The sequence below is a fragment of the Candidatus Methylopumilus turicensis genome, assembly GCF_000953015.1.
Classification (GTDB): Bacteria; Pseudomonadota; Gammaproteobacteria; order Burkholderiales; family Methylophilaceae; genus Methylopumilus_A; species Methylopumilus_A turicensis.
Genome location: NZ_LN794158.1, coordinates 936,917 through 953,411, shown reverse-complemented (window position 1 = coordinate 953,411; position 16,495 = coordinate 936,917). Strand labels below are relative to the sequence as shown.

Below are 16,495 nucleotides of genomic sequence, written 5' to 3'. Positions count from 1 at the left end.
GTTTTTGGTTTAAGCCGTCCTAGTCAGAGTGGTCTGTGTAAGGAAACTTAACATGACCATAACGCACAATTAAAATCGCCAACGCAATTAGCAATATTGACCCTGACAAAGCCCACATGCGGAAGGCGTCCAACTCCTTAATCTCAAGCACCAAAAAACGCGCCAAGGCAATAATGCCGATATAGAGCGGATAGCGCACGGGGAGGTTTCCTGAGCCTAGGTAGTGACCGAGCATCGACATCACCTCTAAGTAGAGAAACATCAATAGCAAGTCACCAACGGTGAGCGCTTTCGCTTCCCAAATATGGGTGATTTCTTGAAACACGGCAAATATCGTCGCGAGCGCAATAATAATGAGAACTACCTGGCCTACGATGCTCAGGCCGCGTTGCGTGATCTTGGTGAAATGGTTGGGGGTCATGTTGGGCTCGACGTTGAAAACGGATGATGAATTATAGCCCTGAACAGACGGGTAGAGAATACATTTGCGTGGCTGATAAATGGTATTAGCGTGCGTTTGCTTTAGGGGCATTGGTCATATTTTTTATGAAATACATAACGTTATGAAAAAGTGATGGCTTTTCCTCGTGAATTGAGTGCAATTATGGTGTTGCATTAATTGGGTTAGTCGGTTGCTTTGTTTTTTATTGAGAGATCTTGTCGATTTTATCTCTAGAGCATTAGGGGGATTTTATTGGGGAATTCATGCATAATCCAGACAGTATTTAATTTGACAAAGGTAATGCTTGATGAGGCTAGAAGAAAGCGCTGTAATTAAGGACATACTTGCTGGGCACAAAGGCGTCAGTCCATTTAAGACGGCCATCAACTTGGGTAGTGGTGATGTGCATCACCTGATCAGGTCTAAGCCATGGGTTCGTGACAATGTTTTTGAGCCGTTGATTGCGTTAGGCGCAAATATCGTTAATGTCGATGCCTTTAGTTTCCCGGGTGTAGATCTCGTTCAGGATTTGAGTCTGCCAGATGGATTAGATTTCGTTGATAAGATTGCCGGCCCAAGACTATTCATTCTTGCTAACGTATTTGAGCATATTCCCACTTTTGCACGTAATGAGTTTTTGAAGAAGATTTATATAAAGATGGGTAAGGGGGATGCTTTAATCGTTACGGTGCCTAATGATTATCCTTACCATGCTGACCCAATTGATACTATGTATCGGCCGCATCCTGATGAGATAGCAGCTATCATTCCACTAGACTGGCGTGAGCGGCACTTGATAGTTTCAGGCTCTTACAAAGAGGAATTTATGAGGATGGGTTTCTTTAAGAGGGTTCGGAAGTTATTAAAACCTCTATGGATTTTACAGAAGCCTACTAAGTGGCTAGAAAATCATCGGCTGTTGTATCTATTCAAACCCTATAAAATCTCGATAGCTTTTGGCGTCAAATAGCTAACTAGAAATAGCTTTTGGATGTCTGCTGTCATCTTGCTCACTACTGGCTATAAATGTTGTTGGTGTGGTCGCGTGTAGTTTAGATATAGCCCAAGAAGTAGGCAGGCCAAAATTCCGTGTTCGTGATGGAAAGTTGTATTCACAAAACCAATCCCAAAGGTGGCCAACCATGCACTGAAAGAGCCGCCCCATAGATATGCTGCTTGGTTGCTTAGCTTTGTAAGTTTAAATGTTTTAGTAAGGTGCCTTAGCCAGGCAAGCATAAATACTAAGGTTACACCTAGCCCTACGATTCCGCGATCAACTAAGGCGGTAAGGTATAGGTTGTGTGAGTGACCAACTGAAATCCAGTAGTTATTTGGGTTGAAAGTTTCATGGCGCTTTTCAACGGAAGCTTTTAGCTGGTCCAGTGTAATGAAATGCCAGTTACTCATCCCGAGTCCAAGAATGGGGTGAAACCGCGCGGCCTCTAGAGAGACATTCCATACTCTTTCTCGTCCTGACAAAACATAATTGTTTTTTTCGTTAGAGATCTCTTTTTGAACTACTCCAGCATTAAATATCACAGCCGCCACAATAATAATCAGAGTTGTTGCGATACCAAGGCATTTAATTTTCCAAGTTTTTCCGAGAGATAAGCTAATGAGAACTGCCATTAAAGCCCCAACACCCAAAGCGCCCCTTGATTGACCAATAATCAAACTGATGAAAAAAAGAATGCTCAATGCTGCTAACAAAACTCGGTTCAGAATTTTTGATTCTGAACCATATGAAAGCAGCCAGCCTATGGCTGCACCAAAGATCATCACAAGATAGATGGCTGAGTGATTGACGTGGCCGACAGAGTGTATTTGAAGGGCGATCTTTGTGTGACTGACGAACAACTCCCACAGCCCCCAGGCGAGTGGGGGAATCGCACCCAGTACGGTGACCTTGAACAGCAGCGCTAATTCTTTTTCGGCATAATGACTTCTTGATACAAGCCATCCGGTGCTAATCATGGTGACGAGTACCTTGAAGCCTTTCCATTCCTCATGCTGAGGCATCCCAGCAAATAAGGTACTCATCAAAGCGGTGCCCAGTAAAGCTAAGAAAATAGAGTCCCATTGACTCCAAACAAGTCTGTGGGGATTGCCGAATTGCCTAATGAGCGCGACGATCACATAAAAAACTAAAAAGACATTCTTGGGGGCCTCTAAGCTCGGCAGGCTTATGATCATTAAGCTTAAGAGAATGATTTCTAAATTTTTTAGTATTTTTTGTGATTGCATGGGGACTTTAACTTTATAAATTAGATGAGCGCGTTAAGTGGCTATGTTAGAATTGTAGCGTTATTTGATTAGGATGGTACATGATTTTAGTCACAGGCGGGGCAGGCTTTATTGGGTCTAACTTTGTTTTAGAATGGCTGGCCCAATCAGATGAGTCTGTCTTGAATTTAGACCTCCTGACCTATGCCGGCAACCTAGAAAATCTTTCTAGCCATGAATATGACCCAAGACATATCTTTGTTAAAGGGGATATTGGCGACACTAAGCTAGTCCCTAAGCTTCTCCATACATACAAGCCGCGTGCTGTGATCAATTTCGCAGCCGAGAGTCATGTAGACCGCTCTATCCATGGTCCCGAAGACTTTATCCAGACAAATGTGGTGGGTACATTTCACCTCCTGGAGTCTGTGCGCGCTTATTGGGCTGAGCTTGATGAAAAAGCCAAAACTGACTTTCGTTTTTTGCATGTGTCTACGGATGAGGTGTATGGCACTCTGTGTGCTAATGATCCTGCCTTCACGGAAACAACCCCATATGCGCCCAACAGTCCTTACTCAGCCTCCAAGGCGGCGTCTGACCATCTAGTCCGCGCCTACCATCATACCTACGGCCTACCTGTGTTAACGACCAACTGCTCCAATAACTATGGCCCGTACCACTTCCCCGAGAAGTTGATCCCATTATGTTTGCTTAATGCCATGAACGGCAAGTCGCTTCCTATGTATGGAGACGGTCAGCAGATCAGAGATTGGCTTTTTGTGAAAGATCATTGCAGTGCCATTCGCCGAGTGTTAGCTGAAGGCAAGCTGGGTGACACATACAACGTCGGTGGTTGGAATGAGAAGGCTAACTTGGATGTGGTGAACACGCTCTGTGAGATCTTAGACGAATTGAAGCCACGAGAAGATGGCTTAAGCTATAAGGTGCAGATCACGTTTGTGAAAGATAGGCCTGGCCACGACAGACGTTATGCAATTGATGCAACGAAGATTGAGCATGAACTGGGTTGGAAACCTCAGGAGACCTTTGAGACAGGTATTCGTAAGACGGTCATCTGGTATTTGGAAAATCAACCATGGGTTGATCACGTGGTGAGCGGCGCTTACCGTCAGTGGCTCAATAAGCAATACGTCTGAGACTTTAATGAAGATTTTAGTCACAGGTAAGAACGGCCAGGTTGGCTTCGAGCTTATGCGAAGCTTAGCCACCCTTGGGACGGTGATAGGCGTGGATCTGAAGGAGTGTGACCTCAGTGACTCTGCCGCGATAGATAAGCTTCTCGAGAAAGTTAAGCCGGATTTGATTGTGAACCCTGCCGCCTATACCGCGGTAGATAAGGCTGAGAGTGAGCCTGTGATTGCTCATGCGATTAATGCTAAGGCGCCAGAGATCCTTGCAAAATTTGCATCGAGACGCAATATTCCGATCATCCACTACTCAACAGACTATGTGTTTGATGGCCTTAAAGAGGGCACCTATACCGAGACTGACAAAATAAATCCTAAGTCTGTGTACGGCAAGAGCAAGGCATTAGGGGAAGCGGCGGTGCGAAATAATGCTCCTAAGCATATTATCCTTCGTACCAGCTGGGTGTTTGGTAGTCATGGAGTGAATTTCTTAAAGACCATGCTAAAGCTCTCTCAAGAGAGAGATAGGCTGAGCATCGTTTCTGATCAGATCGGCTCCCCAACATCGGCCGCATTGTTGGCGGATGTGACGGCGATTATTGCGAAACAGTTATTTGAACCTGGTGCATGCCAAAAGTATGGAACTTACCACCTGGTGACCGAGGGGGAGACGAGCTGGCATGGTTATGCGCAGATGGTGGTGGCTCGCGCGAACAAGCTCGGTGTTAACACTAAAATTTCTTCAAATGCTATTCAGTCAATTAGGACGGCAGACTATCCGCTTCCAGCACCTAGGCTCGCAAACTCAAGACTTGATACTACGAAAATAAAAACTACCTTTGGGGTTTTGTTGCCAACTTGGCAGGATGAGGTAATAAAGGTATTAGAGTATATTGAGAGTCACGCGGAAAGATTGAATTAATAATTGCATTATTAATAGTACGGTTTAGAATGCTATTCATATAGTTTCAACGAGGTGTTTGGATATGATTTCAGCGAATGATTTGAAGGTTAAAGGGGTGAAAGCAATAGAAGAAGCCCTAGCAGCTCAGCCTGAAGCAGGCTTGAGTGTGCGTGGCAAGGTTAAGTATGTGGTAATGAATCAACAGCAATATCAGCATCTAAGGGAGTGTGAGCTTGAAGCTGCGCTAGCAGAATCTAGATCGGATATAGAGGCGGGTCGGTTTGTGAAATGCTCGGTTGCTGATCATATTGCGCATTTGCACAAACTCAATCAGTAATGCGTTGGACATTAATTTACACTGAGCAATACAACCGGAAGGCAGCCAACTTCCTTAACCGTCACGCTGATGTCGAGCGTCAGTATGCTAAAACCTTAGAGTTGTTGGAGTTAAATCCTTATCACCCATCTTTGCGGATGCACGCGCTTAAGGGGAGGCTTGATGGGCTTTACAGTATCTCAGTTAATCTCAAGTATCGAATTACGCTCGACATGATCGTGACCGATCATGAAATTATTTTGGTTAATGTGGGTGATCATGATCAAGTTTATTAGGAAGTTTAATGGCTAAAAATCGCAAGGGGATCATCCTCGCGGGTGGCTCCGGTACCAGGCTCTATCCCGCAACGCTTGCGGTCTCCAAGCAGCTCCTTCCTGTCTTTGATAAGCCGATGATCTACTATCCGCTCTCGACTCTTATGCTCGGGGGCATTCGCGACATCTTAGTGATCTCGACGCCGCAGGATATGCCCCGCTTTGCGCAGCTATTGGGTGACGGAAGTCAGTGGGGCCTCAATATTTCCTAAGAGGTTCAGGAGAGTCCTGATGGCTTAGCGCAGGCCTTTATTATCGGTGAGCGGTTCATTGGTAATGACCTGTCAGCCTTAGTGCTTGGCGACAATATTTTTTACGGGCACGACTTTCATCATCTGCTTGCTAATGCAAAGGCAAAGGAACATGGGGCTTCTGTGTTTGCATATCACGTGCACGACCCAGAGCGTTATGGTGTAGTGGAGTTTGATCGAAATAACAAGGCAGTAAGCATTGAAGAAAAGCCAACACAGCCTAAGTCAAACTACGCAGTAACTGGTCTATATTTTTATGACGCGAACGTTGTAGAAATTGCTAAAGGCCTTAAGCCGTCGAAGCGTGGAGAGTTGGAAATTACGGACCTGAATCGTGTTTATTTGGAACAAGGTAGGCTTGATGTTGAGATTATGGGCCGCGGTTATGCATGGCTTGATACGGGAACGCATGAGTCATTGCTGGAAGCGGGCCAATTTATTGCAACCATCGAGAATCGTCAGGGGCTTAAAGTGGCCTGCCCAGAAGAAATTGCGTATCGCCAATCCTGGATAAGTGCTGAGCAGTTGCAAACGCTTGCCCAGCCGCTTGCTAAGAACGGATATGGCCAGTATCTCCAGAGTATCTTAAAAGAAAAAATATTTTAATGAAAGCAACGCCACTCGCAATTCCAGATGTGTTTTTAATTGAGCCACAAGTGTTTGGGGACAATCGTGGGTTCTTTTTTGAGAGCTTTAATCACGCTAAGTTTGAGCAGGCGATTGGTCGTCAGGTGAAGTTTGTGCAGGACAACCACTCAAAATCCGCCAAGGGAGTACTGCGCGGCCTGCACTACCAGGATCCTCAGCCACAAGGTAAGCTTGTAAGAGTTACTCAGGGCGAGGTGTTTGATGTCGCTGTCGACATTAGGCAGGATTCTCCAACTTTCGGTAAGTGTGTAGGGGAGTTGCTGTCGGCTGTGAACAAGAAGCAGCTCTGGATCCCTGAAGGGTTGGCGCACGGATTCCTGGTGCTTTCTGATACTGCAGAGTTTTTGTATAAGACCACGGACTACTATGCGCCAGAATTTGATCATTGTATCCGCTGGGATGACCCAACGCTTGCGATTGAGTGGCCGCTTAATGAAACGCCGAAATTGTCATCAAAAGATCAACAAGGTCTGTTATTTTCCGAAATGTTTAACCGTTAAGGATCATAGTAAATGAAACTAAATAAATATTTTTACCTGTTGTTTATATGTGTTTTATCTTTTTCGAGTGCTGCGAGCGCTGCCTCTAAAGCTGAGATTGATACCGATGTTCAGTTTGCCCTCACAACGTTCTACAACCTGAGCCCTGGCAATAAGGAATTGGCCTCAAAGGCGGCTGGTGTCCTTGTATTTCCGACGGTGATGAAGGCGGGTTTCTTTGTGGGTGGTGACTATGGTGAGGGTGCACTTCAAATTGATGGTAAGACAGTCGACTACTATTCAACGGCTGCCATTTCGTTTGGCCTGCAACTCGGCGCACAGTCGCGCAGCGAGGTGATCCTGTTTATGGACAAAGATGCGCTTGAAAACTTTCGTGTGCACGATGGCTGGGCCGCCGGCATAGATGGCAGCGTTGCCGTAATTGATAGCGGTGCAGGCAAGGGCATCAATACAGAAACGGCTAAAGAGCCGATCATTGCCTTTATCTTCTCTAATAAGGGCCTGATGGGCAACCTCTCGCTCGAGGGATCTAAGTTTTCTAAGATCTACCGCTAAATTTCTGTCGATATTGGCCATTAAATAATCATTGTGACGATGAATTGCCCTCTGTAGAATAGGTGTTCAAATTTGAACGATGGCCGTCAATGACCAAGCTTAAACAACTTCAAGAAGACACACATTTCAGGGTGCTGGCGCTCTTAGAAAAGAATCCTGATATTAGTCAGCGCGATATGGCCAAGGCGCTCGGCGTGAGTCTAGGAGGTGCTAATTATGCACTACGTGCACTGGTTGATAGGGGCATGGTCAAAGCACAGAACTTCTCTAAGAGTGAACGTAAGCTTGCCTATGCTTATGTATTAACGCCTCAAGGCTTAGCTGAAAAAACGAAACTCACTGCCTACTTTCTTAAGCGCAAGATGGCGGAGTATGAAGCCCTCAAAGCTGAGATTGATTCTCTCCAGCATGCGCTTCATGACCAACGTCAGTCTGCATTGACCTTTGATAACGAGCATTAGCAACCTACACGCATACCAATCATTTTCTTATTTGCAAAGAAATTTAATATGTCAAATTCAAATCGCTTTACCTCAGAATTTGTTTCTAAATGTCATCCAGATAAACATGCTGGTAATGTTTCTGATAGCATTTTAGAAGCGACTTTAGAAAATTGCGGCTGAAACTATAGCTAATGCGTGTTTAATTTTCCCCGCTAGTGAAATTTCTGTAACAGCTAAAGTCGATTAAATCAAAGCAGCCGTGTTTTACTTTTCTTTTAAATTAATTTTTCATGGAATCATAGAATAATGAAAATCGCAATCGCTGGCACTGGATATGTAGGGCTATCAAATGCTGTGTTACTAGCACAGCATCATGAGGTTGTTGCCCTCGACATTGTCTCTGAGAAAGTCGCGCAGCTTAATAACAAACAGTCCCCGATTGAAGACAAAGAAATTGAAGATTTCTTAAAAACGAAATCACTTAACCTAAAAGCTACGCTCGATAAAAAAGCTGCTTATGAAGGTGCTGATTTTGTCATGATTGCAACACCCACAGACTATGATGAGAAGACGAACTACTTTAATACCTCATCTATAGAAGCGGTTATTCAGGATGTGTTAGCCATTAGTCCCAATGCAGTGATGGTGATTAAATCCACAGTGCCTGTGGGTTATACCGCCAATATCCGTGAGCGATTTAAAACCGACAACATAATTTTCTCACCAGAGTTCTTACGTGAAGGGCGCGCCCTTTATGACAATCTTTACCCATCTCGCATTGTGATTGGTGAACGCTCTAAGCGCGCAGAAGTATTTGCTGGTTTGCTTAAAGAAGGCGCCATTAAAAAAGAGATTGAAGTGCTGTTTACGGATAGCACCGAGGCTGAAGCTATAAAGTTATTCGCGAACACTTATCTTGCCATGCGTGTTGCTTACTTTAATGAGCTTGATACCTATGCGGCGAGTCATGGCCTAGATACTAAACAAATCATTGATGGCGTGTCATTGGATGCGCGCATTGGCGACCACTACAACAACCCATCGTTTGGCTATGGTGGATATTGCTTACCTAAAGACACTAAGCAACTCTTTGCAAACTATCAAGCCGTTCCTCAGAACTTAATTCGTGCGATCGTGGATTCTAATTCTACTCGTAAGGATTTTATTGCAAATAGCATTCTTAAGCTAAACCCCGAAGTGGTGGGCATACATCGTTTAGTGATGAAGGCTGGGTCAGACAACTTTAGATCGAGTAGCATTCAGGGCATCATGAAAAGAATTAAAGCCAAAGGTATCGAGGTGATTGTGTATGAACCAGCGCTTAAGGATTCTGAATTTTTTAATTCTAGAGTAGTAAAAGACCTGGATGTATTTAAGCAAGAGGCGGATGTGATTGTGGCTAATCGGATTACAAGCGACCTTAGTGATGTACTTGAAAAAATTTACAGCCGAGACATTTTTGGTAAAGACTGAGTGATTTCGCGCTTAAAACCCCTGATACTTAATGCCCAAACCCACCAAGGGTTTAGGAAATACTTTGCCAACATCTCATGGATGTTTGGCGAGCAAATCTTGCGCATGGTAGCAGGCTTGCTGGTAGGGGTATGGGTAGCGCGCTACTTAGGCCCAGAGCAGTTTGGCTTGTTTAATTATGCGATCGCCTTTGCTTCTTTGTTTGGCAGTATTGCCAAGTTGGGGCTTGATAGTATTGTGGTGCGAGATTTGGTGCAAGAGCCAACATTGCTTAAGGCTTATATGGGCACCGCCTTTTGGTTAAAGCTTGTTGGCGCATTTCTTATGCTTGCGATATTGGCTTTAGCCACGCTCTTTACTAGCAATGACTCCACCACCAACCTTTATGTTTTTATCATAGCAAGCGGTATTATTTTTCAGTCCTTTGAGGTGGTGGATTTTTACTTTCAATCGCAGGTGCTTTCAAAGTTTGTATCCATCTGCAAAATCACTCAATTAATGATTTCATCCTTAATAAAACTCTATTTAATTTTAACTGGCGCAGATTTATTTTGGTTTGTTCTCGTTAGCCTTGTAGATCAAGTAAGCCTTGCAATTTCTCTTTATCTTGCATATCGCTATCAAAAATTGGGTGGTTTTTTCAGGCATTTTGATTTTACTTTGGCAAAGAAAATGATTAAAGATAGTTGGCCGCTGATGTTGAGCGGACTAGCCATCATGATTTATTTTCGAACTGATCAAATCATGATTCACGAAATGCTAGGAGCACGCTCGGTAGGGATTTATTCTGCAGCCATAAGACTAACCGAGGTTTGGTACTTTGTACCAGTAATAATAGCAAACTCACTTTTACCATCTCTTATAAATGCCAAAAAAGCAGGAGAAAATGGTTATTACATCCGGTTGCAAAAATTATATGCGTTAATGATTTGGATAGCTATTGGAATAGCTTGCGTGATGACCTTTCTGAGTCACTGGATAATTTTAACGCTATACGGTGAAGCATACAAAGATGCGGTAAGCGTTCTTATGATTAGCATTTGGAATGGGGTATTTGTTTTTTTTGGATGCGCATGGTCTCAATGGATGTTGATTGAAAATCGTACCAGAATGATTTCCTTTTTTCAAATTAACACTTTATTTTTCAATGTGATTTTAAATCTAATCCTAATTCCGAGATTTGGAATTTATGGGGCCGCAATTGCGACGTTGATAGCTTCATCGATAGGTCATACCATGTTGCCTCTTTTTATAAAATCTCAACGAATAGCTTTAAAAATGTTTTTAAATTCTTTAAACCCTATTGGCATGTTTAAGGAAAATAATGTTTTTTATAAAAAGTAACTTTCCGAAATTATATTTATTGTTGCAAAAAATATGGCATAGGTCTGCATTTTACAAAGCACAAGCTGTTAAAAACGCTGAATTTAATAAGTTGAGTATTCAAAAAATGAATCTTGCTGATTCATTAATTATAAAAGACGTTTTTGACGATAAGTACATCGTACAAAATGGTGCTTTTAAAGGAATGAAATATATCAGTCGAGCAACAGGGAGCGCATTACTCCCTAAAATCTTAGGTTCGTATGAAGAGCCAATCCAGGATTGGATACAAGAAGTTTTAGTTAAAAAAAATTATTCCAGCATTTTAGATATCGGTTGTGCTGAGGGGTATTACGCATGCGGCTTTGCGATGTGCCTGCCAAACACCCAAATAATTGCCTATGACATAGATTTAGACGCCCGCAACAACTGTTCAGAATTAAAACTATTAAATGGTTTGCAGAATATTAAAATTAAAGCTGAATGTAGCCATTCTGAATTAGATAACAATTCAAAAGCGGGTACACTTGTTTTTTGTGATATGGAGGGTTTTGAAGAAAAGCTTCTTGATCCAAAAAAAGTGCCTAACTTACAATTTGTTGATTTGCTAATAGAGTCACACGATTGTTTTGTGCCAAATCTATCAGAAATACTTATTGAACGGTTTTATAAAACACATTCAATTCGTATTGTTGTCGATTACCCATTTCGTATAAAAAAATATAACACACCAAACACCGCCTCAGCAAAGCAATTTGATTACATTGTTAATGAGCATCGGCCTGATCATATGAAGTTTATGTTTATGGAGACCATTAGTGGAAAAATATAACATCGTATTCGCGTCCGACCGAGGATATTTACCTCATCTATCTGTTGCTCTTGCTTCTTTAATTGACAGCAATTCTGAAGTTACTTTAAACATTTATATCATTAATACAGATATAAAGTCAGATGAGTGGCTAAATCTTATTGGATTAGATACTCAAAGAAGGCATACATTTTTTAATGCTCAAATTAATGATAACGAATTAGTTGATCTTGTTACCAACTACCACTTCACAAAAGCAAACTACTACAGGTTATTCATTGACGATATAGTTCCTTTTGATAAAGCGCTATATATCGATTCGGACGTTTTAGTAAATGGTAGTTTGGCTGGGCTTTGGAACACAAATGTTGATGATTTTTACTTAGCAGCAGTTGAGGAGCCAGGTTTCTTTACTCGACATAACGATTTGGAAATGGACTTAAACGCAAAGTATTTCAATAGTGGAGTAATGCTTTTAAATTTGAATGCATGGCGTAAAAATGAGGTTAGAAAAAGAGTGCTTGAATTTGTTCGCAGAAAGCCAGAAGCTATTCAGTATGTTGATCAGTGTGGCTTAAATTCAATAGTTAATGGTAATTGGCTAAGTGTTAGCCCTAAGTATAATATGCAAAATGCAATATTAGATATGGAAAAGCACGCTAGAAATGCACATTATGATTTTGACGATATCGATTACGCTGTAACTTCCCCAGTTGTAATTCACTTCACCGGCTCTTCAAAGCCTTGGCATCTTTTAAATAAGCACCCTTTTAAGAAGAAGTACTGGAATTACCTTCGTCAAACAACTTATAAAAGATTTATTCCCACCGATTTCACTATCAAAAAATTTCTTATATGGTGCATACCAAATCAGTATAGAAATAATATTATAAATTTTTTTAAAAAGATAAATTAAACAAATGAAAAAACAGTTTTTTTCAGTATAGATAATTCCGTTGCTAATGTGAGGTGCTTTTTTATGTTCTTGAACATATTATTAGATGTTTCAGAGGAAAAATTTAGGTTACTAAAACCTGGTGGGCACTATAAATTTGACAGTTAGTAAAAATAATATTTTCCACCTAATGATTTTCATCTAATTTTATTTACTTTTTTGACCAGTCAATTAATTCTATGCTTACGATCAAAATAAAAGTATTACTTCCAATTTACTATTTTAGATTACTTAAGGAGTGGCTAAATGCAAGCCATCGTTTATGTGGCCTTCGTCCACAATAACAATCAAGTGCGCAATGATTATATGCGCGCGAAAATAGAATCAATGGTTGCTAGCATGCAGACTGACTATCAAGTTAAGCAAATAGAGGTTTCTTATCAATCAGAAATTTTGCCTCAGAGCTTATTTATGTCTCTGATAAGTGATGTAATCAACCAACATTTGGGTTCTAAATGGCTAAGATACAGGCACCTGAAATCGAGTAAGTTTGTAGAAGATGTTGGTTTTCTAAAATCTTTATTCGTTAAGTACCTATTTAACCCCAATGGCGAACGTTTTCGAAGGAAACGTAATCGTGCTATAGAGGTGGCCGTGAGTGATAAGCATATACGTGCTTGGTATCAGTTTCTTGATACGGGCGCAGATTATTTAATTGTTTTAGAAGATGACGTGGTATTTAAAGATGATAGCAACGTAAGAATTAAGAAACTTTTAGGTGATTTATCAAAAAACTATTCAAATAGAGCATGTTATGTTGATTTGGGGGGGGGCTTTAAGTTGGCTGATTTAATGATAAACAGCTTGGAAACAAAGTATGTTGACAATTATCGGCATTACCAAAAACCAGTCACGAACACAACATGTGCATACTTAGTAAGCCGTGACCTTATCACCAAATTTAATGAGATATTGATTAGAAAGCCTTTGTTAAGATTTATTAGTGTTGACTGGATGATCAATAGCTTATTTATTTTATGGGGTAAGGATGTTTCGAGGGTTATCTGTATGCACGCAGATCCGACCATATTTAATCATGGCACTTTTACAGGTGAATATGTTTCTTGGCATTAAATACATAAACTAAATAGGATAATTGTATGGCACGTATTTTAGTTACAGGTGGTGCAGGCTTTCTGGGGTCACACCTATGCGATCGCCTAATAAAAGATGGTAATGATACTCTTTGCCTCGATAACTTTTTCACAGGTAGCAAGAGAAACATTTCGCATCTGATGAGCCACTCACATTTTGAGTTAATGCGCCATGATGTGACTTTTCCTCTTTATGTCGAGATAGATCAAATTTTCAACCTAGCTTGCCCAGCCTCACCAGTGCATTACCAGTACGACCCAGTGCAAACAACTAAAACCAGTGTGCATGGTGCGATTAACATGCTTGGGTTAGCCAAAAGAACAGGTGCAAGAATTTTCCAAGCATCTACTTCTGAGGTTTATGGTGACCCAGAGCAACATCCTCAGCAAGAGTCGTATTGGGGAAGAGTAAACCCCATTGGACCGCGCTCATGCTATGACGAGGGTAAGCGCTGTGCAGAAACCTTGTTTTTTGATTACCACCGCCAGCATAACTTAGATATTAAAGTCGTTCGTATTTTTAATACTTATGGGCCGCGCATGCACCCTAATGATGGTAGGGTGGTATCAAACTTCATTGTTCAGGCAATTAAAGGCCAAGACATTACTATTTTTGGCGATGGTAGCCAAACACGCAGCTTTTGTTATGTGGATGATCTTATTGAAGGTTTTATACGAATGATGGCGACTGAAAAAGGGGTTACAGGCCCTATTAATTTAGGTAATCCAGGCGAGTTCACCATGCTTGAGTTAGCAGAAAAAGTCATCAAGCTAACTTCTAGCAAGTCTAAATTAGTGTTTCAAGCATTACCTACTGACGATCCAAAACAAAGGCAACCTGATATTACGCTTGCTAAGCAGCACCTTGATTGGGAGCCCAAAGTTAATCTTGAGGATGGCCTCAAAGAAACGATTGCCTATTTTAGAAAGCTTTTAAATGACTGAATTTAAGTTAACAACACCAGTCGCATTCATTATTTTCAATCGCCCGGATACGACTGAGCGTGTTTTTGCTGAAATCGCTAAAGCGAAACCAACAAAACTCCTTGTTATAGCCGATGGTGCAAGAGAAGATAGAGTTGGAGAAGCCGAAAAAGTAGCCGTTACACGCGCTATTATTAATCGCGTAGATTGGGATTGCGAAGTTCTCACGAATTTTTCTGATGTTAATTTAGGATGTAAGGTTCGCGTCTCAAGTGGAATTGATTGGGTATTTGAGCAGGTGAAGGAAGCAATTATTCTTGAGGATGATTGCTTGCCAGATCCGACATTTTTTAGATTTTGCCAAGAAATGCTTGATCGTTATAGGCATGACCTCCGTGTGGGAATGATTAGTGGCGATAATTTACAATTTGGTCGATGCCAAAATGATGAAAGCTACTACTTCACAAAATATGTGCATATTTGGGGTTGGGCAACGTGGAGGGACAGATGGCAGGACAGCTACGATGTTAATTTAAAAAAATGGCCATTGATTCGTGATCAAGGCAGAATTATGGATATTGTCACTTATCCTTACCAAAGAAATTATTGGTCAAGTATATTTGATAGGATTTACAAAAATAAGATTGATACGTGGGATTACCAGTGGGTTTTTGCTAATTGGGTTGAGAGCCGTATTAATGTTGCACCAAATATTAATCTTGTTTCAAATATCGGATTTGATAGGGTTGATGCTACCCATACAACCGCGAGTGGTGATGAGTCTAATTTGCCGACTTTCAATATGCTGTTTCCTCTAAATCATCCAAGTTCTATTTTAATCAATGGCGATAATGATGAGTTTGAATTTAAAAAGTTAAATAAACGCTCTATTTTGAAGCGTATTGTTAGTAAATCTATTGCAATAATTAGAAAAGTTAATTGGCTGCTGCAAATGAAATTGTCTGTAAGAAAGAATTGAATGAAAGTTGCTTTTGATTCCCAAATATTTATTGGTCAAGTTTACGGAGGTATTTCTCGATATATTTGTGAAGTCGCCTCTAGAATCTCGAAAAAATCACAAGTTGAGGTGAAAATTGTTGCGCCTATGCATGTGAATGCCTATTTGAATAATTTACCAAAAAATATTTTAAGTTGTTTTCACTCTCCATTTTCATTTAATTTTTTGAGGTTACAGCAACGTGCCGCCAGTATGGTCCTCGGTGATCTTATGCTGAGATTTATGAGGCCAGATATTATTCATGAAACTTACTACTTTAAATACCCACTTGGATCCATAAGTGCATCCCGTGTTCTCACCATTCACGATATGATTCATGAGAAATTTGAATCTCAATTTCCTTATGGGGATAAAACATCCAAGCATAAGGCAGCCGCCGCCGCTCGTGCGGATCACATTATCTGCGTCTCGGAATCCACTAAAGTCGATGTAATTAATATCTTAGGTATTAATCCAGAGAAAATCACTGTCATTCATTTGGGTTTTGATTTAATGATATCCCCAGATAGTTTTGTTCGACATTATGGAAGAGATTATTTGCTTTATGTTGGCAAAAGGGGTGGCTATAAAAACTTTCTAACCATGTTGGAAGCTTACGCAACATCAGAAATATTGCGCTCAAAATATGACCTTGTTTGTTTCGGTGGAGGCGCATTTAATGATGATGAATTGAAAGCCATTCATACCTTAAATTTAAATCCTAAAAATGTAATTCAAATGTCAGGAGATGATAGATATCTCGCTAATTATTATAAAAATGCAAGCGCATTTGTATTTCCTTCTTTATACGAGGGTTTTGGTATTCCACCTTTAGAGGCAATGTCATATGGTTGCCCCGTAGTTTGTAGTAATACAAGTTCAATACCGGAAGTTGTGGGCGACGCGGGTGAATATTTTGATCCCTACGACAAAAAAGATATGCAAAAAGCAATGGAAATGGTTATTAAGTCAAGTGATTTAAGAAACTCTCTTGTTACAAAGGGCTTCCTCCGATTAAAAGAATTTTCTTGGGAAAAATGCGCAAGTGCAACCCTTAATGTTTATAAAAGCCTTATATGAATAAGAACAAAAAACGAATGTTAATTTGTTTCGTAGAAAGTTCTTTTCAACTTAGCTAATCTGAATTTGAATT

At 40.9% G+C, this 16,495-nt stretch carries 18 protein-coding genes and 1 pseudogene; 17 read left to right on the top strand and 2 right to left on the bottom strand.

Annotation, left to right across the window (positions count from 1 at the left end):
* Window positions 1-19 precede the first annotated feature (19 nt).
* Window positions 20-421: a phosphate-starvation-inducible protein PsiE gene (locus tag BN1209_RS04825; protein WP_045751195.1), complete on the bottom strand. Its 402-nt coding sequence runs from the start codon at window positions 419-421 to the stop codon at window positions 20-22.
* A gap of 328 nt (window positions 422-749) precedes the next feature.
* Here BN1209_RS04825 and BN1209_RS04820 point away from each other — a divergent pair, with 328 nt between their 5' ends.
* Window positions 750-1,412: a hypothetical protein gene (locus BN1209_RS04820; RefSeq protein WP_045751194.1), complete on the top strand. Its 663-nt coding sequence runs from the start codon at window positions 750-752 to the stop codon at window positions 1,410-1,412.
* 50 nt (window positions 1,413-1,462) lie between these two features.
* Here BN1209_RS04820 and BN1209_RS04815 read toward each other — a convergent pair whose 3' ends face one another.
* Window positions 1,463-2,686: an O-antigen ligase family protein gene (locus BN1209_RS04815; RefSeq protein ID WP_045751193.1), complete on the bottom strand. Its 1,224-nt coding sequence runs from the start codon at window positions 2,684-2,686 to the stop codon at window positions 1,463-1,465.
* Between the two features lie 80 nt (window positions 2,687-2,766).
* On the opposite strand from BN1209_RS04815, the gene rfbB reads away from it, so the two are divergent.
* From rfbB to BN1209_RS04735, 16 genes and pseudogenes are all read left to right on the top strand, one after another.
* The gene (rfbB, locus tag BN1209_RS04810) at window positions 2,767-3,822 is read left to right on the top strand and encodes a dTDP-glucose 4,6-dehydratase (protein WP_045751192.1); all 1,056 of its coding nucleotides are present in this window, start codon (window positions 2,767-2,769) and stop codon (window positions 3,820-3,822) included.
* A 7-nt stretch (window positions 3,823-3,829) separates the two neighbouring features.
* Window positions 3,830-4,735, top strand: coding sequence for a dTDP-4-dehydrorhamnose reductase (gene rfbD, locus BN1209_RS04805; RefSeq protein ID WP_045751191.1), 906 nt, complete (start codon window positions 3,830-3,832; stop codon window positions 4,733-4,735).
* A gap of 64 nt (window positions 4,736-4,799) precedes the next feature.
* Window positions 4,800-5,054: a hypothetical protein gene (locus BN1209_RS04800; protein WP_045751190.1), complete on the top strand. Its 255-nt coding sequence runs from the start codon at window positions 4,800-4,802 to the stop codon at window positions 5,052-5,054.
* Window positions 5,054-5,329, top strand: coding sequence for a type II toxin-antitoxin system RelE/ParE family toxin (locus BN1209_RS04795; protein WP_045751189.1), 276 nt, complete (start codon window positions 5,054-5,056; stop codon window positions 5,327-5,329). Before BN1209_RS04800 ends, BN1209_RS04795 begins: the two co-directional genes overlap by 1 nt.
* Before the next feature lie 8 nt (window positions 5,330-5,337).
* Window positions 5,338-6,225 (top strand): annotated as a pseudogene (rfbA, locus tag BN1209_RS04790) (glucose-1-phosphate thymidylyltransferase RfbA).
* Window positions 6,225-6,767 carry a dTDP-4-dehydrorhamnose 3,5-epimerase gene (gene rfbC, locus BN1209_RS04785; protein WP_045751188.1) on the top strand — a complete coding sequence of 181 codons (543 nt, stop codon included), beginning with the start codon at window positions 6,225-6,227 and terminating at the stop codon, window positions 6,765-6,767. The pseudogene rfbA and the gene rfbC overlap by 1 nt, the downstream one beginning before the upstream one ends.
* 12 nt (window positions 6,768-6,779) lie before the next feature.
* On the top strand, window positions 6,780-7,322 hold the full coding sequence (locus BN1209_RS04780; RefSeq protein ID WP_045751187.1) for a BPSL1445 family SYLF domain-containing lipoprotein: 543 nt from the start codon (window positions 6,780-6,782) through the stop codon (window positions 7,320-7,322).
* A gap of 89 nt (window positions 7,323-7,411) precedes the next feature.
* Window positions 7,412-7,783, top strand: coding sequence for a MarR family EPS-associated transcriptional regulator (locus BN1209_RS04775; RefSeq protein WP_045751186.1), 372 nt, complete (start codon window positions 7,412-7,414; stop codon window positions 7,781-7,783).
* 288 nt (window positions 7,784-8,071) lie between these two features.
* Window positions 8,072-9,238 (top strand): nucleotide sugar dehydrogenase, encoded by a 1,167-nt coding sequence (locus BN1209_RS04770; protein WP_045751185.1) that lies wholly within the window; start codon window positions 8,072-8,074, stop codon window positions 9,236-9,238.
* On the top strand, window positions 9,239-10,582 hold the full coding sequence (locus BN1209_RS04765; protein ID WP_197539005.1) for a flippase: 1,344 nt from the start codon (window positions 9,239-9,241) through the stop codon (window positions 10,580-10,582).
* A complete protein-coding gene (locus BN1209_RS04760) occupies window positions 10,563-11,393 on the top strand; it encodes a class I SAM-dependent methyltransferase (protein WP_045751183.1) in 831 nt (276 codons plus the stop codon). Before BN1209_RS04765 ends, BN1209_RS04760 begins: the two co-directional genes overlap by 20 nt.
* Window positions 11,380-12,288 (top strand): glycosyltransferase family 8 protein, encoded by a 909-nt coding sequence (locus tag BN1209_RS04755; RefSeq protein WP_052661093.1) that lies wholly within the window; start codon window positions 11,380-11,382, stop codon window positions 12,286-12,288. The genes BN1209_RS04760 and BN1209_RS04755 overlap by 14 nt, the downstream gene beginning before the upstream one ends.
* 285 nt (window positions 12,289-12,573) lie before the next feature.
* Entirely contained in the window at window positions 12,574-13,401 is an 828-nt protein-coding gene (locus BN1209_RS04750; protein ID WP_045751182.1) for a glycosyltransferase family 25 protein, read from the top strand.
* A gap of 26 nt (window positions 13,402-13,427) precedes the next feature.
* Window positions 13,428-14,366: a UDP-glucuronic acid decarboxylase family protein gene (locus BN1209_RS04745; RefSeq protein WP_045751181.1), complete on the top strand. Its 939-nt coding sequence runs from the start codon at window positions 13,428-13,430 to the stop codon at window positions 14,364-14,366.
* Complete coding sequence (locus BN1209_RS04740) at window positions 14,359-15,324, top strand: hemolytic protein HlpA (RefSeq protein ID WP_045751180.1); 966 nt, start codon at window positions 14,359-14,361, stop codon at window positions 15,322-15,324. The genes BN1209_RS04745 and BN1209_RS04740 overlap by 8 nt, the downstream gene beginning before the upstream one ends.
* Complete coding sequence (locus BN1209_RS04735) at window positions 15,325-16,422, top strand: glycosyltransferase family 4 protein (protein WP_045751179.1); 1,098 nt, start codon at window positions 15,325-15,327, stop codon at window positions 16,420-16,422.
* Window positions 16,423-16,495 lie beyond the last annotated feature (73 nt).

What these genes read in the sequence shown, in the direction of transcription:
- BN1209_RS04735 (WP_045751179.1), top strand. Translation starts at nt 15,325, where the DNA reads ATGAAAGTTGCTTTTGATTCCCAAATATTTATTGGTCAAGTTTACGGA.
- BN1209_RS04760 (WP_045751183.1), top strand. Translation starts at nt 10,563, where the DNA reads ATGTTTTTTATAAAAAGTAACTTTCCGAAATTATATTTATTGTTGCAA.
- BN1209_RS04800 (WP_045751190.1), top strand. Translation starts at nt 4,800, where the DNA reads ATGATTTCAGCGAATGATTTGAAGGTTAAAGGGGTGAAAGCAATAGAA.
- rfbC (WP_045751188.1), top strand. Translation starts at nt 6,225, where the DNA reads ATGAAAGCAACGCCACTCGCAATTCCAGATGTGTTTTTAATTGAGCCA.
- BN1209_RS04795 (WP_045751189.1), top strand. Translation starts at nt 5,054, where the DNA reads ATGCGTTGGACATTAATTTACACTGAGCAATACAACCGGAAGGCAGCC.
- BN1209_RS04820 (WP_045751194.1), top strand. Translation starts at nt 750, where the DNA reads ATGAGGCTAGAAGAAAGCGCTGTAATTAAGGACATACTTGCTGGGCAC.
- BN1209_RS04770 (WP_045751185.1), top strand. Translation starts at nt 8,072, where the DNA reads ATGAAAATCGCAATCGCTGGCACTGGATATGTAGGGCTATCAAATGCT.
- rfbB (WP_045751192.1), top strand. Translation starts at nt 2,767, where the DNA reads ATGATTTTAGTCACAGGCGGGGCAGGCTTTATTGGGTCTAACTTTGTT.
- BN1209_RS04780 (WP_045751187.1), top strand. Translation starts at nt 6,780, where the DNA reads ATGAAACTAAATAAATATTTTTACCTGTTGTTTATATGTGTTTTATCT.
- rfbD (WP_045751191.1), top strand. Translation starts at nt 3,830, where the DNA reads ATGAAGATTTTAGTCACAGGTAAGAACGGCCAGGTTGGCTTCGAGCTT.
- BN1209_RS04740 (WP_045751180.1), top strand. Translation starts at nt 14,359, where the DNA reads ATGACTGAATTTAAGTTAACAACACCAGTCGCATTCATTATTTTCAAT.
- BN1209_RS04745 (WP_045751181.1), top strand. Translation starts at nt 13,428, where the DNA reads ATGGCACGTATTTTAGTTACAGGTGGTGCAGGCTTTCTGGGGTCACAC.
- BN1209_RS04825 (WP_045751195.1), bottom strand. Translation starts at nt 421, where the DNA reads ATGACCCCCAACCATTTCACCAAGATCACGCAACGCGGCCTGAGCATC.
- BN1209_RS04750 (WP_045751182.1), top strand. Translation starts at nt 12,574, where the DNA reads ATGCAAGCCATCGTTTATGTGGCCTTCGTCCACAATAACAATCAAGTG.
- BN1209_RS04775 (WP_045751186.1), top strand. Translation starts at nt 7,412, where the DNA reads ATGACCAAGCTTAAACAACTTCAAGAAGACACACATTTCAGGGTGCTG.
- BN1209_RS04815 (WP_045751193.1), bottom strand. Translation starts at nt 2,686, where the DNA reads ATGCAATCACAAAAAATACTAAAAAATTTAGAAATCATTCTCTTAAGC.